At 52.1% G+C, this 26,714-nt stretch carries 22 protein-coding genes; 12 read left to right on the top strand and 10 right to left on the bottom strand.

Annotation, left to right across the window (positions count from 1 at the left end; translation table 11 throughout):
- The first annotated feature begins 68 nt into the window (after positions 1-68).
- Positions 69-926, top strand: a complete 858-nt coding sequence (nfo, locus tag SBG_RS10350; RefSeq protein ID WP_000873903.1) for a deoxyribonuclease IV — start codon at positions 69-71, stop codon at positions 924-926.
- 62 nt (positions 927-988) lie between these two features.
- Here the strand turns inward: nfo and fruA are convergent, their stop codons facing one another.
- From fruA to fruB, 3 genes are read right to left on the bottom strand one after another with little or no spacing between them, the layout of a single operon-like run.
- Positions 989-2,677, bottom strand: coding sequence for a PTS fructose transporter subunit IIBC (gene fruA, locus SBG_RS10355; RefSeq protein WP_000854420.1), 1,689 nt, complete (start codon positions 2,675-2,677; stop codon positions 989-991).
- 16 nt (positions 2,678-2,693) lie between these two features.
- Complete coding sequence (fruK, locus tag SBG_RS10360) at positions 2,694-3,632, bottom strand: 1-phosphofructokinase (protein ID WP_000091251.1); 939 nt, start codon at positions 3,630-3,632, stop codon at positions 2,694-2,696.
- The gene (gene fruB, locus SBG_RS10365) at positions 3,632-4,762 is read right to left on the bottom strand and encodes a fused PTS fructose transporter subunit IIA/HPr protein (RefSeq protein WP_000487290.1); all 1,131 of its coding nucleotides are present in this window, start codon (positions 4,760-4,762) and stop codon (positions 3,632-3,634) included. The genes fruK and fruB overlap by 1 nt, the downstream gene beginning before the upstream one ends.
- A gap of 369 nt (positions 4,763-5,131) precedes the next feature.
- Here fruB and setB point away from each other — a divergent pair, with 369 nt between their 5' ends.
- On the top strand, positions 5,132-6,313 hold the full coding sequence (gene setB / locus SBG_RS10370) for a sugar efflux transporter SetB (RefSeq protein ID WP_000551927.1): 1,182 nt from the start codon (positions 5,132-5,134) through the stop codon (positions 6,311-6,313).
- 244 nt (positions 6,314-6,557) lie between these two features.
- Here setB and SBG_RS10375 read toward each other — a convergent pair whose 3' ends face one another.
- Positions 6,558-6,812, bottom strand: coding sequence for a YkgJ family cysteine cluster protein (locus SBG_RS10375; RefSeq protein ID WP_015702931.1), 255 nt, complete (start codon positions 6,810-6,812; stop codon positions 6,558-6,560).
- Between the two features lie 310 nt (positions 6,813-7,122).
- Here SBG_RS10375 and yeiP point away from each other — a divergent pair, with 310 nt between their 5' ends.
- A complete protein-coding gene (gene yeiP / locus SBG_RS10380) occupies positions 7,123-7,695 on the top strand; it encodes an elongation factor P-like protein YeiP (protein WP_001136822.1) in 573 nt (190 codons plus the stop codon).
- Positions 7,696-7,765: 70 nt separating this feature from the next.
- On the opposite strand, the gene torD is transcribed toward yeiP, so the two are convergent.
- Genes torD through torC form a run of 3 tightly spaced genes read right to left on the bottom strand, consistent with a single transcriptional unit; the run spans position 7,766 to position 12,020 of the window.
- Complete coding sequence (torD, locus tag SBG_RS10385; protein ID WP_001164840.1) at positions 7,766-8,395, bottom strand: molecular chaperone TorD; 630 nt, start codon at positions 8,393-8,395, stop codon at positions 7,766-7,768.
- Complete coding sequence (gene torA, locus SBG_RS10390; protein WP_000380891.1) at positions 8,385-10,877, bottom strand: trimethylamine-N-oxide reductase TorA; 2,493 nt, start codon at positions 10,875-10,877, stop codon at positions 8,385-8,387. Before torA ends, torD begins: the two co-directional genes overlap by 11 nt.
- A gap of 9 nt (positions 10,878-10,886) precedes the next feature.
- Positions 10,887-12,020, bottom strand: coding sequence for a pentaheme c-type cytochrome TorC (gene torC / locus SBG_RS10395; protein WP_000118493.1), 1,134 nt, complete (start codon positions 12,018-12,020; stop codon positions 10,887-10,889).
- Positions 12,021-12,186: 166 nt separating this feature from the next.
- On the opposite strand from torC, the gene pdxR reads away from it, so the two are divergent.
- The 9 genes from pdxR (at position 12,187) to yejF (ending at position 24,028) form a co-directional block, all read left to right on the top strand.
- Complete coding sequence (pdxR, locus tag SBG_RS10400; protein WP_000937176.1) at positions 12,187-13,668, top strand: MocR-like pyridoxine biosynthesis transcription factor PdxR; 1,482 nt, start codon at positions 12,187-12,189, stop codon at positions 13,666-13,668.
- A gap of 119 nt (positions 13,669-13,787) precedes the next feature.
- Positions 13,788-14,774, top strand: coding sequence for a CobW family GTP-binding protein (locus SBG_RS10405; protein ID WP_000169357.1), 987 nt, complete (start codon positions 13,788-13,790; stop codon positions 14,772-14,774).
- Positions 14,775-14,802: 28 nt separating this feature from the next.
- Entirely contained in the window at positions 14,803-15,522 is a 720-nt protein-coding gene (locus SBG_RS10410; RefSeq protein ID WP_000178085.1) for a phosphatase PAP2 family protein, read from the top strand.
- Positions 15,523-15,935: 413 nt separating this feature from the next.
- Positions 15,936-16,508, top strand: a complete 573-nt coding sequence (mepS, locus tag SBG_RS10415) for a bifunctional murein DD-endopeptidase/murein LD-carboxypeptidase (protein WP_000241016.1) — start codon at positions 15,936-15,938, stop codon at positions 16,506-16,508.
- A gap of 330 nt (positions 16,509-16,838) precedes the next feature.
- On the top strand, positions 16,839-18,395 hold the full coding sequence (locus SBG_RS10420) for a cyclic di-GMP phosphodiesterase (protein WP_000957769.1): 1,557 nt from the start codon (positions 16,839-16,841) through the stop codon (positions 18,393-18,395).
- Between the two features lie 107 nt (positions 18,396-18,502).
- On the top strand, positions 18,503-20,308 hold the full coding sequence (locus SBG_RS10425) for an extracellular solute-binding protein (protein WP_000561733.1): 1,806 nt from the start codon (positions 18,503-18,505) through the stop codon (positions 20,306-20,308).
- A 9-nt stretch (positions 20,309-20,317) separates the two neighbouring features.
- Positions 20,318-21,412, top strand: a complete 1,095-nt coding sequence (locus SBG_RS10430) for a microcin C ABC transporter permease YejB (RefSeq protein ID WP_000501628.1) — start codon at positions 20,318-20,320, stop codon at positions 21,410-21,412.
- Complete coding sequence (locus SBG_RS10435) at positions 21,412-22,437, top strand: ABC transporter permease (protein ID WP_001137745.1); 1,026 nt, start codon at positions 21,412-21,414, stop codon at positions 22,435-22,437. The genes SBG_RS10430 and SBG_RS10435 overlap by 1 nt, the downstream gene beginning before the upstream one ends.
- Position 22,438: 1 nt before the next feature.
- Positions 22,439-24,028, top strand: a complete 1,590-nt coding sequence (yejF, locus tag SBG_RS10440; protein ID WP_000203602.1) for a microcin C ABC transporter ATP-binding protein YejF — start codon at positions 22,439-22,441, stop codon at positions 24,026-24,028.
- A gap of 3 nt (positions 24,029-24,031) precedes the next feature.
- Here the strand turns inward: yejF and SBG_RS10445 are convergent, their stop codons facing one another.
- The 3 genes from SBG_RS10445 to rsuA all read right to left on the bottom strand — a co-directional run bounded on the left by SBG_RS10445 (position 24,032) and on the right by rsuA (position 26,679).
- Positions 24,032-24,376, bottom strand: coding sequence for a YejG family protein (locus SBG_RS10445; RefSeq protein WP_001094639.1), 345 nt, complete (start codon positions 24,374-24,376; stop codon positions 24,032-24,034).
- A 389-nt stretch (positions 24,377-24,765) separates the two neighbouring features.
- Positions 24,766-25,956, bottom strand: coding sequence for a Bcr/CflA family multidrug efflux MFS transporter (locus SBG_RS10450; RefSeq protein ID WP_000213350.1), 1,191 nt, complete (start codon positions 25,954-25,956; stop codon positions 24,766-24,768).
- A gap of 27 nt (positions 25,957-25,983) precedes the next feature.
- Positions 25,984-26,679, bottom strand: a complete 696-nt coding sequence (rsuA, locus tag SBG_RS10455; RefSeq protein WP_001234845.1) for a 16S rRNA pseudouridine(516) synthase RsuA — start codon at positions 26,677-26,679, stop codon at positions 25,984-25,986.
- Between the last annotated feature and the right edge of the window lie 35 nt (positions 26,680-26,714).

Consider the following 26,714-nt stretch of genomic DNA (forward strand, 5'->3'; position numbering starts at 1 on the left):
TCACTCCTGTTAACCCGTTATCATAGCGTCAGCAATGAACCATATAGCGGGTTTAACAGGAGTTTTTTATGAAATATATCGGAGCGCACGTCAGCGCTGCTGGCGGTCTGGCTAATGCCCCTGCCCGCGCGGCTGAAATTGGCGCCACCGCCTTTGCACTTTTCACCAAAAACCAGCGTCAGTGGCGTGCAGCCCCCCTTACCCCTCAAGTTATTGATGATTTTAAAGCCGCCTGTGAGCAGTATCATTTCTCCGCAGCGCAAATTCTTCCTCACGATAGCTACTTGATTAATCTGGGCCATCCGGTCAGCGAAGCGCTGGAAAAATCACGCGATGCCTTCCTCGATGAAATGCAGCGCTGCGAACAGCTTGGTTTAACCTTGCTTAATTTTCATCCGGGTAGCCATCTGACACAAATTGCGCAGGAGGAGTGCCTGGCGCGGATCGCTGAATCTATCAATATTGCCCTCTCGCAGACCCGTGGCGTAACCGCTGTCATTGAAAACACAGCCGGTCAGGGTAGTAATCTGGGCTTCCAGTTTGAGCAATTAGCCGCCATTATCGACGGCGTAGAAGATAAGTCCCGCGTCGGCGTCTGTATTGATACCTGCCATGCCTTCGCCGCTGGATACGATCTGCGTACGCCGGAGGCCTGTGAAAAAACGTTCGCCGAGTTTGGGCAAATTGTCGGTTTTCAGTATTTACGCGGAATGCACCTTAACGATGCCAAAAGCGCCTTCGGTAGTCGCGTTGACCGCCATCACAGCCTGGGTGAAGGTAATATCGGCCATGAAGCGTTTCGCTGGATTATGCAGAATGCGCGTTTTGACGGTATTCCGCTGATACTGGAGACCATCAATCCTGATATCTGGGCCGAAGAGATTGCGTGGTTAAAAGCGCAACAACTTGCCGAAGCGACAGCCTGACACGGCCCCTTTCAGACAAGAAAAAAGGCAGAGCGTACTCTGCCTTTTTTAGTGTGGTTGTATTATGCCGCTTTTGCCGTAACTTCCGTTTCCGGACGTTTTACAAAGGCATAAGCCAGCCCTGCTACCAGCGTACCCGCCACAATCGCCAGCAGGTATCCCAATACCGGCGTAATTGCGCCTGGGATAAGCAGAACAAACAGACCGCCATGCGGCGCCATTAATTTTGCCCCTACCGCCATAGAAATGGCCCCGGTCAACGCGCCGCCAACGATACAGCACGGCAGTACACGCATCGGGTCACGGGCCGCAAACGGAATTGCGCCTTCGGTAATAAAGCACAGTCCCAGCACCAGCGCCGCTTTACCGCCTTCCTGCTGCGCCTTGTCGAATTTACGACGCGCCACCATTGTCGCCAGCCCCAGCGCTAACGGCGGAACCATACCTGCGGCCATAATCGCCGCCATCGGCGCGTAAGTTTGCGTACTCAGCAGACCAACGCCAAACGCATATGCCGCTTTGTTCACCGGGCCACCCATGTCGGTACACATCATTCCGCCCAGAATCGCGCCCAGCAGCACCGCATTTGCGGTTCCCATGGTTTGCAGCCAGTGCGTCAGTCCTTCCAGAATGCCGGCGACCGGTTTACCAATCAGATAAATCATCGCCAGGCCTACCACCAGGCTGGAAATTAACGGAATGATCAAAATTGGCTTCAGCGCTTCCATACTTTGCGGCAGTTTCAGTTTCGTGCTGATAAGCTTCGCCATATAACCGGCAAGAAAACCAGCAATGATCCCGCCAATAAAGCCGGAACCGGTACTCACCGCCAGCATACCGCCAATCAGACCCGGAGTGAGGCCTGGGCGATCCGCAATGGAGAAAGCGATATAGCCTGCCAGTACCGGCACCATCAGCGCAAACGCCGAACCGCCGCCAATCTGCATCAGCGCCGCCGCCAGCGTGCCCGGCTCCTTAAATGCTTCAATACCAAAGGCGAAGGAAAGCGCGATGCATAGCCCGCCGGCAACCACCATCGGCAACATGTAAGAAACACCTGTCAACAAATGGCGATACGCGCCAGCGCTCTCTTTCTTCCCTTCCGTCGCCGTCTGCGACGCCTTCCCTGCCGGCTGATACGGCGTTGCTTCCGCCACGGCTTTATCCAGTTCCTGCGCCGTCTTTTTCAACGCCAGACCCGTAGAGGTCCGGTACATCGGAAGGCCGGCGAACTTCGCCAGATCGACTTCAATATCTGCCGCTACAATCACCAAATCGGCTTCCGCCACCTCTTCTGGCGTGATGGCATTGCCCGCCCCCACGGAGCCGCGAGTTTCCACTTTTACCCACCAGCCACGTTTTTTCGCTTCGGTTTCAATTGCTTCAGCCGCCATGAAGGTATGCGCCACGCCAGTCGGACATGCCGTTACCGCCACCACGCGTTTTGGACCACCGCTCACTACAGGCACTGCCGTAGTAGGCGCGCTATAGGGTGTCGCATGGCTTTTGGCTTCGCTCAGAAACAGCTCCGGATGCGCAACGGCGCGGCCAATATCGCCCAGCCAGACCTTTTTGCCGTTCAGAGCATTGTCGCTCGGCAGAGATTCGCCCAGTACAATTGCCAGTTCAGCATCATTCGGATTATCGATAATTTCCAGATTCGCTTTATGCGCCGCCGCTCCAAGCAGGGTTTTCGCCATGTAAGCGCGAGCCTGGCCGAGATTAGCGTCAATTATCAGCAGCGTTTTCATTATGCCTCTCCTGCTGTCAGTTAAACGGTTGTAAGTCGACACGCGCCATCATTGCGGCCAACTGCGGACGATCGGTAATACCGACATTGCTCTGGCTGACCGCCAGCGCGGCAACCGCCGTCGCCAGACGCAGCGTATGTTCGCTGGATTCGCGCATCAGCAGTCCGTAAATCAGCCCGCCGACCATCGAGTCTCCCGCGCCGACAGTACTTACCACGTCAACTGCCGGTGGTTTGGCGATCCATTCTCCGGAGGCGTTTACCCATAGCGCCCCTTCCGCTCCCAGCGAAATGACCACATGGGCGATCCCCTGCTCGCGTAACGCGTGCGCCGCCTCAATCACGTCTTTCATTTCCGGTAACTTACGACCCGCCCAAATCTCCAGTTCGCGGCGATTCGGTTTCACCAGCCACGGCGCGGCTTTAAGACCAGCCACTAACGCTTCACGACTACTATCAAAGATAATGCATGGACACTGGCTGCGCAGACGCGTCATCCAGTCGGTGAATGCTTCCGGACTCACGCCAGCCGGTAAGCTGCCGCTGACGCAAACCATATCGAACTGCCCCAGCCAGCTCAGGGAGTCGTTCACAAACCGCTCCCAGTCTGCAGGGGTCACGTCAAAACCGGAGAAGTTAAAATCAGTCACTTCGCCATCTTTTTCCGTCAGTTTCACGTTGATGCGGGTCCGCCCCTGCACCACCTGAAAGCGGTTGGCGATACCCAACTCACTGAACAATTGCTGAAAACCATCCTGGTTATCTTTACCAAGGAAACCACCGACCGTGACGTCGATACCTAAGTCTTTCAGCACTTTAGCAACATTGATACCTTTGCCCGCTGCGTGCAGGCCTGTGGTCTTCACCAGGTTCACTTCGCCGCGTTCAATTTCAGGACAAAACCCGACCAAATCGTAAGCCGGATTAAGGGTAATAGTGGCAACACGTCTGCTCATTATGCGCCCTCCCCCAGACCGGCGGCGATCGCTTCGCCAATCGCTTTCAGCGCTTGTTCAGCATCTTCACCCTGCGCGGTAAAACGCAGACGATGGCCTTTCTTCACGCCTAACGCCACCACTTTCATCAGACTACGTCCATTTGCCGGTTTGCCGGTTCCATCAAGGTTTGTCACGGTAATTTCACTGTTAAATTGTTTAATCGTATTCACCAGCATGGTGCCCGGACGGGCATGAAGACCATGCTCATTGCGCACCACAAACTCCGCGCTCAGTACATCATCGGTCAACGCATCATCACTGGTCAGCAGCGCCAGCAGAGTGGCGGCGTCCGCGTTCAGCAAGCGGTCCGCTTTATTGTTCAGCAACAAATCGCCGAGACGCTTCAGCACAGCAATGGGTTGGTCGTCTTTCATCGCGACGGTCACCAATAGCGCCGCTTTTTCGCCCTCGGCATCAAATGCCTGAGACGCACGACTTACCGCGACAGCGCTGCGCAGATTGCCCTCTGCGCTGTCGTTCAGCCAGATCCCCTGCCCCAGATTCATCGGGCGCTCGTTAATCGTTTTTGCGACGAACGCCGCGTCAACAGCTCCCGTCTCCTTCAGACGCGCCGCATTCAGCGCCTGTAGGGTGACCAGCGAACTGGCGCTGACATCCAGCGTCATCGTCTCGTTATCGAGTTTTAACTGTTCGCTCTGCTTTTCCCCCATCAGCAGCGCCCGCAACTCTTCCGCCGTTGTTGCGGATTTCAACTGTTCAGCCACGGAATCATCGCTCAATACATGCGTCAGCTGACGCAGCAGACCGAGGTGTTCGTCTGAGCTGGCGGCAATACCGATTGCCACATAGGCTACCTGATCTTCTCCCCAGGTAATGCCCTGCGGGAATTGAAAAACCTGTACACCAGTTTTCAACACCTGATCGCGTGTATCCGTTGTGCCATGGGGAATAGCAATACCATTGCCAAGAAAGGTAGAGGTTTGCTGTTCACGGGCCAGCATACCGTTAACATAGCCGTCCGCTACATTCCCCGCCTGCACTAACGCGGCGGCAATTTGCCGAATGGCCTCTTCTTTATTTCCGGCCTGCTCGCCCGGATGAATGTCCTGAACAGATAACTGAAACATGAGTCTCCTCTCCTGCCGAATTGAAACGATTCAGCTAACATGAGAAAAAAGGCGCCAATCTGGCTTGTAACAAAAACAAGATAGCGCTGAAACGTTTCAAGAAGTCTGGATCTTTCTGCTTCATCACGCAAGAAAAGATACCGTTTTTATGATAATTTTTTGAGGTGAAGCACATTTTTTCCCCAACGAGAAATCAATAGCTGACGCAAAAATGGCTTCAGCTTTTCTCTTTCAGCTACCGTCAGCTTGATATTGTAACAACCTGAAATGCTATTTTGATTTTTCGTGTCGATCTTGATTCAGACATCTGTTTATTTACTGACGGGCAGCGTACACTCCGGCCTCTCTTCACATCACCGATACAGAAACATGCATAACAGTCCTGCCGCTGCAGCCCCGAAATCATTTGATCTGACGTCTGCCGCCTTTTTGATCGTGGCTTTTCTCACCGGCATTGCCGGTGCGTTACAGACGCCGACACTCAGTATTTTCCTGACGGATGAGGTTCACGCCCGCCCCGGCATGGTGGGATTCTTTTTTACCGGCAGCGCAGTCATCGGCATTATCGTGAGCCAGTTTCTGGCGGGACGCTCGGATAAAAAAGGCGATCGTAAAAAACTGATCGTTTTCTGTTGCGTACTGGGTATGCTGGCCTGTGTACTCTTTGCCTGGAATCGCAACTACTTTATTTTGCTGTTTATCGGGGTGCTACTCAGTAGCTTCGGCTCTACCGCCAACCCGCAGATGTTTGCACTCGCTCGTGAACATGCCGATCGCACAGGACGCGAAGCGGTCATGTTCAGTTCAATTCTGCGCGCCCAGGTGTCGTTAGCCTGGGTCATTGGACCACCGTTGGCTTATGCGCTGGCGATGGGTTTTAGCTTTACGGTAATGTATTTAAGCGCGGCGGTTGCTTTTATCGTCTGCGGCGCAATGGTGTGGTTCTTTTTACCGTCAATGCGCAAAGATACGCCACTGGCGATCGGCTCGCTGGAGGCGCCGCGCCGCAATCGACGCGATACGCTGTTGCTGTTTGTCATCTGTACGCTGATGTGGGGTACTAACAGCTTGTATATCATTAATATGCCGCTGTTTATCATCAATGAGTTACATCTGCCGGAAAAACTCGCTGGCGTGATGATGGGCACTGCCGCCGGGCTGGAAATTCCCACCATGCTAATTGCAGGCTACTTCGCAAAACGGCTGGGAAAACGCCTATTGATGCGCATTGCCGTTGTCGCCGGGCTGTGTTTTTATGCCGGGATGCTGTTGGCGCACACGCCGGCGGCATTGCTCGGCTTACAGTTGCTGAACGCGATTTACATCGGCATTCTCGGCGGGATTGGGATGCTCTATTTTCAGGATCTTATGCCTGGTCAGGCGGGGGCTGCCACGACTCTGTATACTAATACCATTCGTGTGGGCTGGATTATTGCTGGTTCACTGGCAGGCATTGCCGCTGAAATCTGGAATTACCATGCGGTCTTCTGGTTTGCGCTGGTGATGATTGTCGCGACGATGTTCTGCCTGGCACGAATTAAAGATGTTTAACTCGCGAGCCTACTACTTTTGCTATCCGGGAGATTTCAGCGCAGAGATTATCTCTGCGCAATGTTCCAGCGACTGCTCTTCATTGTTTTTTTGAAGACAGTATTCTAATAGTGACCTCTTACCGACTAAGAGCGTCGCGCTATTACGCTAAATTTACCGATACAAGAGGGCATCTGATAACAGGCTTTGTAAACTATTCAGGATAGAGCATGAGCCTAATCATGTTTAGCAAACGAGGCTGAGTTTATGGTGCAGTTTGCTGTTCGAGCTCCAGTAAATAGACCATCGCCTCTTCCCGGCTCGTTAAGCACATGTCGCTTGCCGGTTGCAGGCCGGAACAGACTTTCGGACGTAACGGCGAGCCAAAAATAAGGCACAAGTTATCATCCGAGAGCTGCACGCATCGGGTATTCATCGGTTTACCCTTCGGCATTCCGGGTATTGGCGACGAAATAGAAGGCGCGATACAGCACGCCCCACAACCGCTACGGCACTCCATCTTCGCACCTTTTTTATAACTCTATGAGATAAAATAAAAATTTATCCAGACCACATTCCGGACGTAAAATATGGACGTCATTATGATCAGGTCTGCACGCAGGTACTACGGGAGCAGGCTGGAAACAGAAAGGGCAGCACACTCCGGGCAACATGCCATAACGTATTCTTATCAGAACGCCGGAGATGAAGCGGGTGAACAATATCACTTTTTTTGCACCAGCAAAAGTGACAATTCCACTTGCCTGAACGGCCCGGCGCGAGTAGTTTGACGCGATATTTTAGATAATCTCTACAACAGGATCTCCGCGATGCCAAGAGCGAATGAAATCAAAAAGGGTATGGTACTGAACTACAACGGCAAATTGCTGATTGTGAAAGATATCGACATTCAGTCACCTACCGCCCGTGGCGCCGCCACGCTGTATAAAATGCGCTTCTCCGATGTCCGTACCGGTCTGAAAGTGGAAGAACGTTTCAAAGGCGACGATATCGTTGATACCGTTACCCTGAGCCGCCGCGGCGTTGACTTCTCCTATGTCGATGGCAACGAATATGTATTCATGGATAAAGAAGACTATACGCCATATACCTTCACCAAAGATCAGATTGAAGAAGAACTGCTGTTTATGCCCGAAGGTGGAATGCCGGATATGCAGGTTCTGACCTGGGACGGTCAGTTGCTGGCGCTCGAGCTTCCGCAGACTGTGGATCTGGAGATCGTCGAAACAGCACCGGGTATTAAAGGGGCGTCAGCCAGCGCGCGTAACAAACCGGCGACGCTGAGTACGGGTCTGGTTATTCAGGTTCCCGAATACCTGAGCGCCGGTGAGAAAATTCGCATTCATATTGAAGAGCGTCGCTATATGGGGCGTGCAGATTAAGTTTCGTGTTTTTCGAGAGTGCCTGGGCCACAAACTGTCAGGGACAGCGCTGGCTGTCCCTTTGCTATTTTTAGTGGTTTCGGCAGTACACGTTATCCATCAGCAGTGATTCCAGATACTGCGCGTCCTCGTGCATAAAATGCACTATCATCGCGACGGCCAGAACATAAAACCCCTCCGCTTCCCGTTGCTGGCAGCTCGCCATGAAAAGCGGTGCCCAACACAGAATATGGTGTTGCAAAAAATAGTATTGCGTCGCCACAGACGCTTCCCTGCTTATCTGTTCCGCCATTAATGCCAGTTGGATCGCAATGTGATCAGAGGCTTCATTCTCTCGCGGCGCCAGTGCTTGTTCCACCAGTAGCGCATTCATCTGCCGCCGCTCCTGAGCCGGCGTAGTATGAGGATAATGTCCGGCATACGGCGAGACACCCACTGGCGGTGCCAGCAAAAACAGCGAGGCGAAGTCCGCAGCCAGTTCCTGCTCCCTCGCCTCACGGTGCAACACACGCGTCAGGCTACGTTCAAATCGTTTAACGTCGGAAGCCAGACCAGGAATAGTGGAAAGCGAGGCAATCCAGGCCCGGCTTTCCCGGCCGCCAAGCGTAACTAACTGTGCCTCAGTCAGTTCCTGAAACAGCAATTGCGAAAACCACTGATATATCGCCGCACGCGGCGAAGTAACAGAACTATGCTGCATTTTCACCCTCCTCTTTTACCGTTTCCGGGCCGCCGAATCCCGTCACATCCGGTGCCTGTGACTGATAGCGTTCCACCTCCACCAGAACCGTGTGGGCAGAAGGCCCCTGCGCCAGTTGCGATGTGGCGATATCTGCGCTCAGTACATTAGGATCGCCATAAGTACACAGCGCTCCGGCCTTACCGCCTGTCTGTGGCGAGTACCATGCTCCTTCGTGAATACGAATCACGCCGGGAGCATAATCAGGGCTTATCACCACCCCCGCCAGCACCTGGCCGCGGTCATTAAAAACACGAGCGATGTCACCGGATTTCAGCCCACGCGCCCGGGCATCCTGCTCACACATATAAAGCGGCTCTCTTCCTGCGACGGCATAGCTTTTACGAAACGCTTCGCTGGAGCAAAGTTGCGAGTGAAGCCGTTTATCCGGATGGCAGGATTGCAGATGAAGCGGATATTTCGCCTTGCTGTGGATACGCTCGAACGGTTCCATCCAGACGGGGTGCCCCGGGCAGTCCGCGTAGCCAAACCCGGCGATAGTTTTACTGAAGATTTCGATTAATCCCGATGGCGTGCCCAGCGGGTTCAGGTCAGGTTGTTCGCGAAACTCGCTGTGACGCACCCACGGCTGTCCCGCCGGGTATTCAATATAGCCTTCGCCCTGCCAGAAGCTGGCAAAATCCGGCAGATTAACGCCCAGCGACGCCCCGGTTTTTACCCCTTCATCATAAATAGCATTGATCCATTGCATTTCATCGCGATTCTCACGATACGTCGCCTCGCGATCGAAGCGTTTGCACAACCCGGCGAAAATATCAAAATCATGCCGCGCCTCGAACTGCGGTTTGACCACCTGATGCAACGCTATCAGTCCTTTATTCGAATGCGTGCCAAACTGTTCAATATCGTTACGTTCAAAGCGTGTGGTGACAGGCAATACGATATCGGCGAAACGACAGGAAGCGGTCCACTGATGGTCCAGCACAACGACGGTTTCCAGCTTCTTCCAGGCTTCAATCATGCGGTTGCGATCCTGCTGCGCATGAAAAGGATTCGCCGCGCTATAAATCGCCATTTTGATATCCGGGTACGTTAATGCCTCACCGTTAAAAGCGATTTTTTTACCTAGCGCCAGCAGACAGTCGACAATTCGCGAGGTGGGAATATGTTCTGACGCGCCGCGGAAATCCGGCTTGTACTTTGCCGCTGGCGGCCTGGCGATACTGCCAAGCCCGGACAGTACAGGTCCGGTGGAGGTCACTGTCCCGCCGCCATTATAGTGCCAGCCAAATCCGACGCCGCCGCCGGGCAGACCAATTTGCCCAACCATGCTGGCGAGCACGACCATCATCCATGGATACTGCTCGCCGTGGTGCATCCGCTGTACACACCAGCCGCCCATAAACTGAGTGCGTCCTTTTACCAACAAACGGGCGAAGTTCTGAATGTTTTCCGCGCTCAGGCCGCAAATTTCCGCTGCCCACTGCGCATCTTTCGGCTGCTTGTCCGTCGTTCCCAGTAAATAAGGCAGAAATTGCTCAAACCCGACAGTGTAATCATTAATAAAATTCATGTCGTAGCGATGCTCAACATACAGGGTATGCGCTATACCCAACATCAGCGCGACATCGGTTTGTGGGCGCAACGACAACTGTTCACAGTTAAGGTAATTTTGCGTCTTGCTGCGCACCGGATCGACGCTAATCACACGCATTTTTCCTTGCGCCACCGCCTCTTTTATCTGCGCCCAGTAGCCGAACGCATCGTGATCGGGTACCAGAAACTCGATCTGCAAATTTTTGATCGGATCGCATCCCCACAGCACAATAGTCTGGCTATGTTCAATCACCAGCGGCAGCGACGTTTGTTGCTCATAGACCTCCAGCGAGCCGATGACATGCGGCAAAATAACCTGTGCCGCCGCGGCGGAGTAGTCGCCGATAGTGGTCACATAGCTGCCATGTAACCCCAGTCCCCGATCCATCGCCCCACCAGCCTTGTGATATTTTCCCACCATTTGCCAGTCAGCGAGGCCGGTAAATACCCCGGAAGAACCGTATGTTTTTTGTACCCGCTCCAGTTCTTCATAAAAAAGATCTAATGCCCGATCCCAACTGACGCGCACAAAACGGTTATCGCCCCGCTGGCGACGGTCGGATTTTTCACGCTGACGCAGCCAGTCAAGCCGGACCATCGGATAGCGAACGCGCGAAGGGTTATACACGACCTCCCGAACAGCACTAAGCATATCGCAGGGATAGTTATCATGTTTAAAAGGCCGGGTCTCAACCCACTCGCCATTCACCACTTTTGCTTCAAAAGCGCCAAAATGCGAGCCAGACTGAATCCATTGTTCAGCGTTTACACCGACAGCCCATGCTTTTTTCATCAGCGGGGACGGTGCCAGCGCGCTGGCGGCGCCGACCGCCAGCATAGCGATCAGAAAACGTCGACGCGACGCGTTAATCTCTTGGGTATCCATAAACTCTCCTCATTTTTTCTCGGATGCGGGCACATCGCTGGCATGGGTCTGGAGATATTTCAGCAACGTGCGCTCTTCCACCGGGCTAAGCCGGTAATAGGTGGACATGGCTTTCAATCCGGCTATCCAGCCGTTGGCGGTATAACGGGTCGGCGGCGGCGTGCTATGGCAGGCGCTACAGGTGGATTGCAGCATTTGGTCGGCGTACCGCCAAAGCGGATCGATGTTATTGATATATCCCGTTGCGGGACTCCACGCGGTGACGCTTACCTGCTGCCATTGCTGATGAGACTCAGGATCGACTTGCGTTTGTAATACGTTGACGTTATCCATCAGCGAAGCATCAAGCACAGCGGAAAACACGCGTTTGCCCCTGAACTGCGTGATCACCCGTCCACGGCCTTTGCTTTCCCGCCAGCCGGTCACTTCCACCAGAAGGTAATCTTTCTCTCTTTTCAGCACTTTCACCGGCGTGGCCGGGAACAGCATCGCTTTCCCGAAAGGTGCCCCTGGCGCGACGGTAAGCGCGTTTTCACTTAGCGTATACAGCACATCATTACCCGTCGGAGCTTCTCCCTGACGCAGCAACTGCTTATAGCGCTCGCGAAAGCCACTGCTCATATCCGGTTTGTGATGGGCGATGCCTTTGTGGCAATCAATACAATTGCTGTTTTTCGCCATGGCAGCAGACATTTGTGCCGCCGCGTTAGCAGATTGCTTGGCGTGATCCATCGCCTCATAGCGATGACAGGATTTACAGGTCGCTGAATTGCTGGCACTCATCCGCTGCCATTCGCGCTGCGCCAACTCCGCCCGCTTGCTGGCAAATTTTTCAGGGGTATCAATCGAAGGGGAAATAAAAGTGTGATAGAGATCATTTAGCGCTTCAGTTTTACGTAGCAGCGTCGGCATAATGCCAGGGGGAATATGGCAGTCCTTACATTCAGCACGCACGCCAGAAGCATTACGAAAATGCGTACTGCTGCGATATTCTTCTCCAACAGTACGCATTGCATGGCACGATAAACAAAACTCCGTCGTACTGGTATAGTGTACGCCCTGCCAGGTTCCCATTATCACAAGCGCCATCGCTACCGCGCCGCCAAATCCCCACCAGAGCGCGCTTTTTTTTATCCACGACATATCTGCCTCCGTTATTTTAATATCGGCACGCTAAGCGATATTAAAAAATGAAAATAGAGACACCCACGGTGAATGATAGGAACACGCTTCACTCTATGAGGCGTATCAAAATACCCGTCCAGAGTCATTTGTAATATATGGCTATCGCCAAAATAAGGAATTTCTTATGCTGCCATTATCGCTTAACAGGGAAAGCATCACGCCATTACAATTGCAAATATTTCAATACTATTTTCAGGCTATTCAGCAGGGGGGTTTACTTTGCGGCGATAAGCTTCCCTCTATTCGTGAACTGGCGCTCCGATTAAACGTAGCGAAAATAACGGTCGTGATGGCTTATGAAAAACTGACAGCGGCAGGATATATCAAAAGCCGACAGGGAGTTGGCTATGAAGTCATATTTACAGCCCCATTACGCAGTATCCCGCCATCCCCCCTTGCTGTTGCGGGTTCCCCGCCACCGCCCGTGCCAGACCCGGCGGGCACAGCCAGCGATGTGTATAGCGAGCAGGGACAGGAGATCTATTGTCGTATGGGTATTCCTGACCCAAATGCATTTCCATGGTCGAGCTGGCAGAAATGGAATAATGTACCGGCACTACAAAAAGAACAATTAATGACCAGATATCATTCACCAAATGGATTGTTTTCCCTGCGTGAACAAGTGGTTCGCTACCTTAATTTGTCCAGGGGCATAAATACGACGCCGGATAATATCATTATTACCAATGGTATTCAGGAGGGACTCGCCCTTCTCGGGCAAATTTTTATTCTGCACCAGGCACAACAGCGGCAAGAAAAATGTCATATTGTGACGGAGTCCCCTTGTTATTCCGGCGCCTGGTATCTTTTTAATTATTATGGCGCCGCCGTTACTCCTGTCTCGGTAGATCGACAAGGGATCTGTACCGATAAATTACCTGAATGTAACACTCACCTTTGTTATGTCACGCCAGCACACCAGTATCCGCTGGGCTACACACTTTCTCTGGCGCGGCGAGAGGCCTTGCTACGCTGGGCACTACGCGTTGGCGCTTATATTATCGAAGACGATTATGACGCGGTCTTCACTTATAGCGATAATCCATTGCCTGCGCTAAAGGCGATGGATTATCACGATCGCGTTATCTATACCGGCACATTTTCTAAAACGCTTGGGCCAGGGGTACGTCTGGGCTATCTCGTCTGTCCGGACGCACTGCTTCCCGCCCTGCAAAATATGAAAGCGTTGAGCAATAATGGCAGCCAGTGGCTGCTACAACAGTTTTTAGCGGAATTGATGCAAAACCAGGTGTTTTATACCCATATCAGTAAGCTTGCCTGCCAGTATGCCGCCCGCCAGGCGCTATTACGTACCGGCCTGGCAGCACTTTTTAGCGAAGGTGAACTCGGCGGCGTATCCGCAGGACTACATCTGTCATTGCGCATCCCGTGGCCCCCCTCACGCGTTGCACAACTACGCCAACGCTGTCTCCATGCGGGTATTCGCTTCGATACCATAACGGAGATAGAAAACGGGTCTGAAATCATCTGGCAGAAAGAGAACCGCGAGACGGTCATGCTGTTTGGCTTCGGCGGTCTGCCGATACAACAAATCCATAGGGTGCTGGCCGTCCTTGAGCGAGAAATAGAGACGTTAAAAAGTTAACATTTTCTGCGTTTAAGACGGAAGAGGGGCAAGTTCGCCGACTCGCCTCTTCTCTTTTTGGCATTTATTCGCCAGGATTATTTAAAGTCGTTATGTTGTAGCAATATCCTGGAGCTGACGTGACCAAAACCAATCTTATCACCGGATTTCTCGGTAGCGGGAAAACAACCTCTATCCTTCATTTATTAGCCCACAAAGATCCGGCTGAAAAGTGGGCCGTCCTGGTTAATGAATTTGGCGAAGTGGGTATTGACGGCGCGCTGCTTGCCGATAGCGGCGCCTTGCTAAAAGAGATCCCCGGCGGCTGCATGTGCTGCGTCAACGGATTACCCATGCAGGTTGGACTCAACACATTACTACGTCAGGGCAAGCCTGACCGGCTGTTGATTGAACCGACCGGACTGGGACATCCAAAACAAATTCTGGATTTATTGACTGCGCCGGTTTATGAACCGTGGATTGATTTACGCGCCACGGTCTGTATTCTGGATCCCCGCCTGCTGCTGGACGAACAGAGTCTTGCCAATGAAAACTTCCGCGATCAGCTCGCCTCAGCGGATATCATCATCGCCAATAAAACCGACCGCGCCACAGCGCAAAGCGATGCCGCGCTGCAACAGTGGTGGCGGCAGTACGGCGGTGATCGTCTGCTGGTCCGCGCCGAACATGGGCGAATAGACGGTAAACTTCTGGATTTGCCGCGACAGAATCTTGCGGAGCTCCCGACGAGCACCGCGCACGCTCACGCTCACGCCAGCAAAAAAGGGCTCGCCGCGCTCAATCTTCCCGCGCACCAACGCTGGCGACGCAGCCTCAATAATGGTCAGGGCCATCAGGCCTGCGGCTGGATTTTCGATGCCGATACCGTGTTTGACACCATTGGACTCCTCGAATGGGCGCGTCTGGCGCCAGTAGGGCGGGTGAAAGGCGTTATGCGTATAAAAGAGGGGCTGGTACGTATCAATCGCCAGGGCGAGGATCTGCACATCGAAACGCAGAGTGTCGCGCCACCGGACAGCCGGATTGAACTAATTTCAAGCACAGAAACCGACTGGAATGTGTTACAGACGGCCTTGTTGAAGCTTCGTTTAGCTACGCACGCGTAAGGTTGCCACCGTTTAAATCTATGGCGAAATGACGATGAAAACCCGCTACCCTTTGATACTTCTGCTTAATGCCGCCGGTCTGCTGCTATTTTTGTCATGGTATCTTCCCGTCAATCACGGTTTCTGGTTTCCCATTGATTCCAGTATATTCCATTTTTTTAATCAGAAATTGGTCGAAAGTCACACGTTCCTGTGGTGGGTCGCCATTACGAATAATCGGGCCTTTGACGGCTGTTCGCTGCTGGCGATGGGCGGTCTGATGTTCAGTTTCTGGCTAAAAGAAAATGCCCCTGGACGACGACGTATTGTGATAATCGGGCTGGTAATGCTGTTAACGGCGGTGGTGCTCAACCAGCTTGGTCAGGCGCTAATTCCTGTTAAACGCGCCAGCCCGACGCTCTCTTTTGAGCATATTTATCGCGTCAGCGAGTTATTGCACGTGCCGACTAAAGACGCGTCAAAAGATAGTTTTCCGGGCGATCACGGTATGATGCTACTGATATTTTCCGCCTTTATGCTGCGCTATTTCGGCAAAACGGCGGGGATCGTCGCCCTTATAATATTTGTGGTTTTCGCGTTTCCGCGCGTCATGATTGGTGCTCACTGGTTCACCGATATCGTCGTCGGTTCGCTCACGGTTATTTTAATTGGTCTCCCCTGGTGGCTCATGACGCCGCTCAGCGACCGAATGATAGCCCTTTTTGAGAATTACCTTCCCGGTAAAAATAAACAAGTTTTAAACAAATAAACCATATAATTAACATTACCTTCAGCGATAGTTATGCATCGCTGAAGGTCATTTATGATGACATTCTCCAGATCCATTATCTTTTGGTCATATTATTCTCATGGGAAATGAGCAACTTGCCTGCTTCTTGAGCAGTTTGTACTTAATTTAACCACTCCTGATGTCTCGATTTTCATATCATAAATTCTTATAAAAAATCACGCGAAATCGCTCGCAATGACAACAACGATCGGGTAATCTCAAACTCGTTTTGCCTCGCCGGAAAATTATTCTCATTGCGAATAAATTTGTGCGTTCTGCCACAGATTTACGCTCAAAGAATTGTCTCAAGGTGTACAGGTAATTAGTCTCATCACGTTTGGCATTTTTATAACGATATTTATCGTTAAGGACTTCAAGGGAAAACAAACAACATGGTCAAATCTCAACCGATTTTGAGATATATCTTGCGCGGGATCCCCGCGATTGCAGTTGCGGTTCTGCTTTCTGCATGTAGCACAACCACCAATACCGCAAAGAATGTGCATTCTGAGACGCATGCTGTGGGCAATAACGATAGCTCTTCACTGCAAGCTTCTCAGGATGAATTTGAAAATATGGTACGTAACCTCGACGTTAAGTCGCGGATTATGGATCAGTATGCTGACTGGAAAGGCGTGCGTTACCGCCTGGGGGGCAGCACCAAAAAAGGTATCGACTGTTCCAGCTTTGTACAGCGTACCTTCCGTGAACAGTTTGGTTTAGAGCTTCCGCGCTCAACTTATGAGCAGCAGGAAATGGGCAAAGCGGTTTCACGCAACAATTTGCGTACGGGCGATTTGGTCCTGTTCCGCGCGGGCTCCACCGGACGACATGTCGGTATTTACATCGGTAATAATCAGTTTGTCCACGCCTCAACCAGCAGCGGCGTCATTATCTCCAGCATGAACGAACCGTACTGGAAAAAGCGCTACAACGAAGCGCGACGCGTTCTGAGCCGCAGTTAATTTTTCGTCAGGTAGTACTTCCCTTGACTTACCTGGTGAGACGACGTAAAAAGCACTGCTTCGGCAGTGCATTGCTTATTATCTCTTCGGAATCCGTTTTGCCAAATCATTACGCGACGCATGGCGTCTTACCCGTTCTACCACACACGGGCGTAGGTTGGATAAGCGTAGCCCCACTGGCATTCAGGTCGTTGCCCCTCATCCACCGCTGCGGCAATACGTTCTCCTGCACACCACAGAAAAGCATGACTATACGAGGTAATCCAGGCTATAGTCTTATAAATCAGCCAGTTTAATCGGCATCCGCCCTTTCAGGTTATACCAGGAATTATGCTTACACGCGACTCCTCTTCCGGTCGGAAAATCCTGCTTACCTGTATTATTACGGGAATGGCGACGGCAATACTCATTGGTAGTCTGCAATTTTTCCTGTCGTGGCATAAGCGGGATGTTAAGTACGATACACTGCTCTCTGATGTACAACATTATCTGGGCAGTTACTTCGCTGACCTGAAAGCCACCACCGATCTCCTTCAACCGTTGACAATCAATAGCTGTCAGCAGGTCGGCGCGGAGCTCACTTCAAGAGCCGCATTTAGCCTCAATGTCCGCGCCTTCTTACTGATTAAAGATAAAAAAGTCTTCTGCTCTTCTGCCACTGGCGCTATGAATATGCCGCTTCAGCAACTGGTGCCGGATATCGATATTCGCAGAGACATTGATATGGCCATCCTGTCCGGCACGCCAATGATGCCCAACAAACCGGCAATGGTGATTTGGTATCGCAACCCATTATTAAAGGATAGCGGCGTATTTACATCGCTGAATATTAACCTGACGCCCTACTTACTCTATACCACTCGCCAGGAAGATTTTAACGGTATCGCGCTGATTGTCGGCAATACCGTGTTATCGACCTTTTCTTCACGCCTGCTGACCGTCGCGGAACTGCCCGACGCGCCATCACGCCAGGCGATTATTAGTGGCCTACCGCTAAAACTACAGCTTTATGCTGATAGCTGGACCTACAATGATTTGTGGTATGCGCTGATGCTGGGCTGCATCAGCGGCATCGTGGCGGGATTAATCTGTTACTTCATCTATGCTGTCCGTACGCGGCCAGGCAAAGAGATTCTGACGGCCATTAAGCATGAGCAGTTTTATGTCGTTTATCAGCCCGTCGTCGATACCCGCACGCTGAGCGTCACCGGGCTTGAAGTGTTACTGCGCTGGCGTCACCCTACCGCCGGAGAGATTCCGCCGGATGCTTTTATCCACTATGCCGAAGCGCAGCAGCTTATCGTACCGTTAACACAGCATCTGTTCGAGCTGATCGCCCGCGACGCCCCCACCCTACAGGAGGTGATGCCCGTCGGCGCTAAATTTGGTATTAACATCGCGCCAGAGCATCTGCACAGCGACAGTTTTAAAGAAGATATTCATCGGCTGAGGAACGCTCTGCCCGCGCACCACTTTCATATCGTGCTGGAAATCACTGAACGCGATATGCTTCATCAACAGGAAGCGGTAAAACTGTTCGAATGGCTGCATTGCGCCGGATTTGAGATTGCCGTGGATGATTTCGGTACAGGCCATAGCGCTCTGATCTATCTGGAACGATTTACTTTAGATTATCTGAAAATTGATCGCGGCTTTATCCAGGCGATCGGCACTGAAACCGTCACGTCGCCGGTTCTGGATGCTGTACTGACTCTTTCTCACCGCCTGAATATGCTAACGGTAGCCGAAGGGGTAGAAACGCCGGAACAGGCTCGCTGGCTACGCGAGCGTGGTGTTAATTACTTACAGGGGTACTGGATTAGTCGCCCTCTTCCGCTGAAAGATTTCGTTTTGTGGATGTCGGCGCCTTCTGTGCCTGAATGGTAACAACCTGACGGGTTTAATGGATTCACATCAGACGCAACGTCACTTATTATTCAGCGAGACGCCTGCCGGTTTGCAGCAGACGATACGATAAGGAAACGGCCTCCAAGATGATTGCGCGCGTACTGCTTCTGCTTGTCGCACTGGTTAGCGCTGGCGCCCAGGCGCAGGAAATTAAAGAAAGCGACGCTTTTGCCGTACTCGGCGAGCCTAAGTATGCTTTCAATTTCGAAAGCTTCGATTATGTGGATCCTGCCGCGCCAAAAGGTGGCCAAATAACGCTTTCCGCCATTGGCACGTTCGATAATTTCAATCGCTACTCGCTACGCGGTAATCCCGGCGTACGTACTGAAGCCCTCTACGATACGCTTTTTACCACCTCCGATGATGAACCCGGCAGTTATTACCCGCTGATTGCCGATCATGCCCGCTATGCCGCCGACTATTCCTGGGTGGAAATTACGATTAATCCCCGCGCCCGTTTTCACGATGGCACGCCCATTACCGCCCGCGATGTCGCCTTTACTTTTCATAAGTTTATGACAGAAGGCGTCCCGCAATTTCGCCTGGTCTATAAAGGCACCACCGTGAAGGCGATTGCACCTTTAACCGTAAGAATCGAGCTGGCGAAACCCGGGAAAGAGGATATGCTTAGTCTGTTTACATTACCGATTATGCCGGAAAAGTTCTGGAAATATCACAAACTCAGCGATCCACTTTCGACGCCCCCCTTAGCCAGTGGGCCATACCGGATTACCCAGTGGAAAATGGGTCAGTACATCGTTTATTCACGCGTTAAAAACTACTGGGCGGCTAATCTGCCGGTCAATCGTGGGCGCTTTAACTTCGACACTATCCGTTACGATTACTATCTTGATGACAACGTCGCCTTTGAAGCGTTTAAAGCTGGCGCATTTGATCTCCGTCTGGAAAACGATGCCAAAAACTGGGCGACACGCTATATCGGTAAAAACTTCGACAACCATTACATCATTAAAGAAGAGCAGAAAAACGAGTCGGCGCAGGACACGCGCTGGCTGGCATTTAACATTCAGCGCCCGGTGTTTAAAGACCGTCGCGTACGTGAAGCCGTCACCCTGGCTTTCGATTTTGAGTGGATGAATAAGGCGCTGTTCTACAATGCCTGGAGTCGAACCAACAGCTACTTCCAGAACACCGAGTATGCCGCCAGAAACTACCCTGACGCCGACGAACTGGTGTTACTCGCGCCGATGAAAAAAGATCTTCCTCCTGAAGTCTTCACTCAAATCTATCAACCGCCGGTATCTAACGGCGACGGTTACGATCGTGAAAATCTTCTCAAAGCGGACGCTTTGCTAACACAGGCCGGATGGGTGATCAACGGACAGCAACGGGTCAATCGCGTTACCGGTAAGCCCCTGACGTTTGAACTTCTCCTTCCCGCCAGCAGCAACAGTCAGTGGGTTCTGCCCTTCCAGCACAATCTTCAGCGTCTGGGCATTACGATGACTATCCGCCAGGTTGATAATTCTCAGCTCACCAATCGGATGCGTAGCCGCGACTATGACATGATGCCACGATTATGGCGAGCAATGCCCTGGCCCAGTTCCGATCTACAAATCTCATGGGCGTCGGAATACATTAACTCCAGTTATAACGCTCCCGGCGTACAAAGCCCGGTGGTTGATAAACTGATCGCGCAAATTATCGCGGCGCAGGGTGATAAAGCGAAACTGGTACCGCTGGGGCGGGCGCTGGATCGCGTACTGACCTGGAACTATTACATGCTGCCGATGTGGTATATGGCGCAAGACAGGCTCGCCTGGTGGGATAAATTCTCCCATCCGGCGATTCGTCCGGTATATACCCTCGGGTTAGATACCTGGTGGTATGATGTTAACAAAGCCGCCAAACTGCCAGCAGCCAGGAGGTAGCGAGAATCAATGGGCGCCTATCTTATTCGCCGTCTGTTACTGGTGATCCCTACGCTATGGGCCATTATTACCATTAACTTTTTTATCGTGCAGATCGCTCCCGGCGGCCCTGTCGATCAGGCGATTGCCGCGATTGAATTTGGTCAGGGCAGCGCGTTGCCAGGCGCTGGCGGCGAAGGCGTTCGCGCCAGCCATGCGCAAACCGGCGTCGGCAATATCAGCGACAGCCATTACCGCGGCGGTCGCGGGCTTGATCCGGAGGTGATCGCGGAGATCACCCATCGCTACGGCTTCGACAAACCGCTGCATGAGCGTTATTTCAAGATGCTACGGGACTATCTCTCTTTTGACTTCGGCGACAGTCTGTTTCGCAGCGCGTCCGTGCTAACGCTTATCAAAGATAGTCTTCCCGTCTCCGTTACCTTAGGTTTATGGAGTACGCTGATTATTTATCTGGTGTCAATCCCGCTGGGGATTCGCAAAGCCGTCCATAACGGTAGCCACTTTGATGTATGGAGCAGCGCGTTTATCATTATCGGTTATGCGATCCCTGCCTTCCTGTTCGCTATTTTATTAATCGTCTTTTTTGCCGGCGGCAGCTACTACGATATCTTCCCGCTGCGCGGTCTGGTGTCCGCCAACTTCGATACATTACCGTGGTACCAGAAAATCACCGACTATTTATGGCATATTACGCTACCGGTGCTGGCGACCGTCATTGGCGGTTTTGCCGCCCTGACAATGCTGACGAAAAATGCGTTTCTGGATGAAGTACGTAAACAGTATGTCGTTACCGCACGCGCCAAAGGTGTTAGCGAAAAGAACATTCTCTGGAAACACATTTTTCGTAACGCCATGCTGCTGGTTATCGCCGGTTTTCCCGCCACCTTTATCAGCATGTTTTTCACCGGTTCGCTGCTGATTGAAGTGATGTTTTCACTTAACGGACTGGGGCTCCTGGGCTACGAGGCCACCGTATCGCGCGACTATCCGGTGATGTTTGGTACGCTTTATATCTTTACCCTGATTGGCTTATTACTGAATATCCTGAGCGATATCAGCTATACGCTGGTCGATCCACGCATTGATTTTGAGGGACGATAATGCCGCGATTAAGCCCGGTCAATCAGGCCCGCTGGGCGCGTTTCCGCCATCATCGCCGGGGCTACTGGTCGCTATGGATTTTCCTGGCCGTGTTCAGCCTGAGCTTGTGCGCGGAACTGATTGCTAACGATAAACCGTTACTGGTGCGCTATGAAGGTCAGTGGTATTTTCCACTGGTGAAAAATTACAGTGAACGTGACTTCGGCGGCCCGCTGGCGACAAAAGCAGATTATAAGGATCCCTGGCTACAACAGCAGCTTGAGAATCGGGGGTGGGTATTGTGGGCGCCTGTTCGTTTTGGCGCTAATACCATTAACTTTTCCACCACGCAACCCTTCCCCTCTCCGCCTTCGGCGAGCAACTGGCTGGGCACCGATGCAAATGGCGGCGACGTTTTCGCCCGTATTCTGTACGGCACCCGTATTTCTATTTTATTCGGCCTGATGTTAACGATCTGCTCCAGCGTCATGGGTGTGCTGGCGGGCGCACTGCAGGGCTATTATGGCGGCAAAGTCGATTTATGGGGGCAACGTCTCATCGAAGTCTGGTCGGGGATGCCGACCCTGTTTCTGATCATTTTACTTTCCAGCGTGGTACAGCCTAACTTCTGGTGGCTGCTGGCCATTACCGTACTGTTTGGCTGGATGAGTCTGGTGGGCGTCGTACGCGCTGAGTTTTTACGTACCCGCAATTTTGACTATATCCGCGCCGCGCAGGCGCTTGGCGTCAGCGATCGCGACATTATCCTGCGTCATATGTTGCCTAACGCGATGGTCGCCACCCTGACATTTTTACCGTTCATTTTATGCAGTTCTATCACCACCCTGACATCGCTGGATTTCCTGGGTTTTGGCCTGCCGCTTGGCTCTCCTTCTCTTGGTGAACTGCTCTTACAGGGGAAAAATAATTTACAGGCGCCCTGGCTGGGAATTACTGCCTTTCTGTCCGTCGCCATTCTGTTATCGCTGCTGATTTTTATTGGCGAAGCGGTACGCGACGCCTTTGATCCTGCTAAGGCGGTATAAGATGACATCACCATTGCTTGCGATTGAAAATTTATCGATAGGCTTCCGTCAGCAACAGAACGTACGCCCTGTTGTTAACGCTATTTCACTCCAGGTAAACGCCGGGGAAACGCTGGCGTTGGTTGGCGAGTCAGGGTCAGGAAAAAGCGTCACGGCACTTTCCATTCTGCGTCTTTTGCCTACACCTCCGGCCGTTTATCTTTCCGGTGATATTCGCTTCCACGGCGAATCATTGCTTCATGCCAGCGAGCAGACGCTACGTGGCGTACGCGGGAATAAAATCGCCATGATTTTTCAGGAACCGATGGTTTCACTCAACCCGTTACATACGCTGGAAAAACAACTCTATGAGGTGCTGTCATTGCACCGGGGGATGCGTCGGGAGGCGGCAAAAGCCGAGATTATCAGTTGTCTGGATCGCGTCGGCATTCGCCAGGCAGCCCAACGGCTGCGTGATTATCCTCACCAGCTTTCCGGCGGCGAACGTCAGCGGGTCATGATTGCCATGGCGCTGTTAACGAGGCCAGAGCTGCTTATCGCTGATGAACCGACGACGGCCCTCGACGTCTCAGTGCAGGCGCAGATTTTACACCTGCTGCGGGACCTCCAGCGCGAGCTCAATATGGGATTACTGTTTATTACCCATAATCTCAGCATTGTAAAAAAACTGGCGGATTCGGTAGCCGTGATGCAACACGGACAGTGCGTAGAGTACCATCGCGCCAATACGCTACTATCCGCGCCAGCCCATCCGTACACACAAAAATTACTCAACAGCGAACCTGCAGGCGATCCGGTTCCGCTTCCCGCCGGACAGCCGCCGTTGCTGGAAGTGGACAGGCTACGTGTGGCCTTCCCGATCCGCAAAGGCATTCTGAAGCGTGTCGTGGACCATAATGTGGTAGTTAACAACGTCAGTTTTACCTTGCATCCCGGCGAAACGCTGGGGCTGGTCGGCGAATCAGGTTCGGGAAAAAGTACCACCGGTCTGGCATTATTACGGCTTATCCGCTCCGAAGGCCGCATCGTGTTTGACGGTCAGTCGCTGGATACGTTAAACCGCCGCCAACTGTTACCTGTTCGTCACCGTATCCAGGTCGTATTTCAGGACCCGAACTCTTCACTAAACCCGCGTTTAAATGTATTGCAAATTATCGAAGAAGGATTACTTGTCCACCAGCCTACGCTTTCCAGCGCACAGCGCGAACAGCAGGTGAAAGCCGTCATGATGGAAGTAGGACTCGATCCTGAAACACGACATCGTTATCCCGCGGAATTTTCCGGCGGCCAGCGTCAACGTATTGCCGTCGCCAGGGCGTTGATTTTAAAACCGTCGCTTATTATCCTCGACGAACCAACCTCATCGCTGGACAAAACGGTTCAGGCGCAGATTCTTGCACTCCTTAAGTCACTACAGCAAAAGCATCGTCTGGCCTATATCTTCATCAGCCACGATCTGCATGTTGTACGCGCGCTGTGCCATCAGGTTATCGTACTGCGGCAGGGAGAAGTGGTTGAACAGGGACAATGTGAGCGCGTGTTTACCGCACCTCAACAAGCGTATACGCGTCAGCTACTCGCGTTAAGCTGACGCTTAAAAAGGATTATTGTTAGAAAACGGTTCTGCTATCGCCACGCCAAAATTTTTCAGGCGACAGGTAGCGGCAAATTCATCCTGGCGATTGACAAACAGGCATGGCTCCCCTTCGCATTCCAGTACGGAGCAAGGAACTTCAATATCGCTTAGCGCCTGGCTGAGTTTGTGCATCACTGACCACGCGCTATCTCCTGCCGGGCTCAACAGTTTAAGCGCCACCAGACTGTTTTCGGTGCTCTGCCCATTTTGCGGAATCGGTTCAACTTTTGAACCTGCGAAACCTGCCGACCAGCGATAATTTTGCGGCAGGCGATGAACAATTGAGAGCTGTAATGTATTCACTTTCTTTCCCCGGAAGCACAATTACTTCACAATCTATTTACATTAATATTAACACATCATTGACAATCCGTCCTTAAACAGATTGTGAACGTCCGCATCCCCGTCTGCGGCTCTACCGTGGGCTGGGGTTAAAATATTTTTACCGGCGCGGCGATAGCGGCGGGCTATATGTACCCGTTTCTGCGATCTAACTCAACCTTTTTAACTACAATGATGTGACTTTTTACACAAATGGATTTTACATAAAATAAACATAAAGAAGGAAAATGATGAATTGGTAATTGATATACATCAACTATGAAAGCCGTTTGACCTGGCCTGCGTGTCGCTGACAGCGTCCCTCATTGGTATGCAGCGCGCTAAGTCGCCGTTGAGGGACACTGCGCCAGTTACCGTTTTTTAGGACGGCTGGCGTAAAGATAAAACAGAATGGAACCAGTGGCGCAAAGCGCAATCGACCAGATCATCGGCCATGCGCTGGTAAAGGTAGCTAACGACAGCAGTGCGCCGACGATAGCGCCAATGCCAAAGCGGAATGTGCCGGCCAGCGAAGACGCTGTCCCGGCCATATGCGGAAATTCATCCAGAATAACCGCCATCGCATTGGACGAAACCATCGACACACAACCGACAAACGCCGCAACGCCGACCACCAGCGCCCAGAATCCAACCCCCATCAGCGCACTGAAAACCATCCACGCCGCCATCGCAAACTGAATCCAAAGTCCGGCCCGAAACATCTTCAGCGCCCCTACCCGTCTAACAAAACGGCTGTTGATAATGGTCATCACAAACAGAAATACGATGTTCAGGGCGAAGTAGTAGCCGAAATCCTGTGGCGCAACATGATTAATTTCGATATAGACAAACGGCCCTGCGCTCAAAAAGGAGAACATACCGGCAAAGCTAAATCCGCTTGCCAGCATATAGCTCAGTACGCGCTTATGGCGAAATAACGCGGCGAAGTTACCTATCGTAGTACGAATATGAAAAGGTTGGCGCCGCTCCACGGGAAGCGTCTCTTTGATCAGTGTAAAAATCATGACGGATGCCAGAAGCGCCGCGATGGCCAGGATCCAGAAGATGTAATGCCAGCTCAGCCATACCAATACCCAGCCACCGACAATCGGCGCCATTAACGGCGCAATTGTCGTCACCAGCATGACAAACGACATCATGCGCGAAAACTCTTCCTTTGGATAAATATCCCGCATTAGCGCATTGATGACGACGCTTGCCGCTGCAGCCGCCAGACCGTGAAAGAAACGCATTACAATCAGCTGATCGATAGTCTGCGCCAACGCACAGGCGACCGCCGCCGCGGCAAACACCAGCGTTCCTCCCAGAATAACCGGCTTACGCCCAAGGCTATCCGCCATCGGACCATAGATAAGCTGGCCCAGCGCAAAGCCCAAAATATAAGTGCTGAGCGTCATCTGCGCGCTACCGGCAGGCACGCCGAATTGGGCGGAAATCACCGGCAGCGCCGGAAGATACATATCAATCGACAGCGGCATTAACATGGCCAACAGGCCAAGAATAAAGACAATGGCAAAGGAAGAGTGCTGCCGGGTGGTCACATCAAACTCCTGAATTTTATGAGATAGTTAGCCGACGCTGGCGATTTCTTCTTTAGTCAACGGACGATACTCGCCGGGAGCCAGATCCTCATCCAGAGTAATGGCGCCAATCCGTTCGCGGTGCAGTTCCACTACATGATTACCTACTGCGGCAAACATCCGCTTCACCTGGTGATAACGCCCTTCGCTAATGGTCAGACGGACTTGCACAGGCGTGATCACCTCCAGCGTAGCGGGCCTGGTAAGATCTTTTTCATTATGCAATTGCACGCCTTTAGCAAACTGCGCCGCCGTATCGTCTGCAACAGGAGATTCAAGAGTCACCAGATAAGTTTTTTCGCAGTGGTGGCGTGGCGACGTAATACGATGCGACCACTGGCCATCATCCGTCATTAACACCAGACCGGTAGTATCAATATCCAGACGTCCTGCCGCATGCAGCTTGTACGCCACTGGCTCATCCAGGAAGTACAGTACTGTGGGATGATCGGGGTCATCAGTCGAGCAGACGTACCCCTGCGGCTTATTAAGCATAAAATAGCGTGGGCCATGTTGCTGCACTAAAGGATTACCGTCATACGCTACCGCATGTTCCGGGAGCAGCTTGAAAGCTGAATTTTTAATGATTTCGCCATCAACGGTAACACGGTTACCACGAATTTCACGCCCGGCAATAGCGCGGCTGACGCCAAGCTGCTGAGCGATAAATTTATCAAGTCGCATGTGTGTGATTTAGCCTGTAATAATACGGAAATCGG

Origin of the sequence: Salmonella bongori NCTC 12419, from assembly GCF_000252995.1 — a bacterium.
GTDB lineage: Bacteria > Pseudomonadota > Gammaproteobacteria > Enterobacterales > Enterobacteriaceae > Salmonella > Salmonella bongori.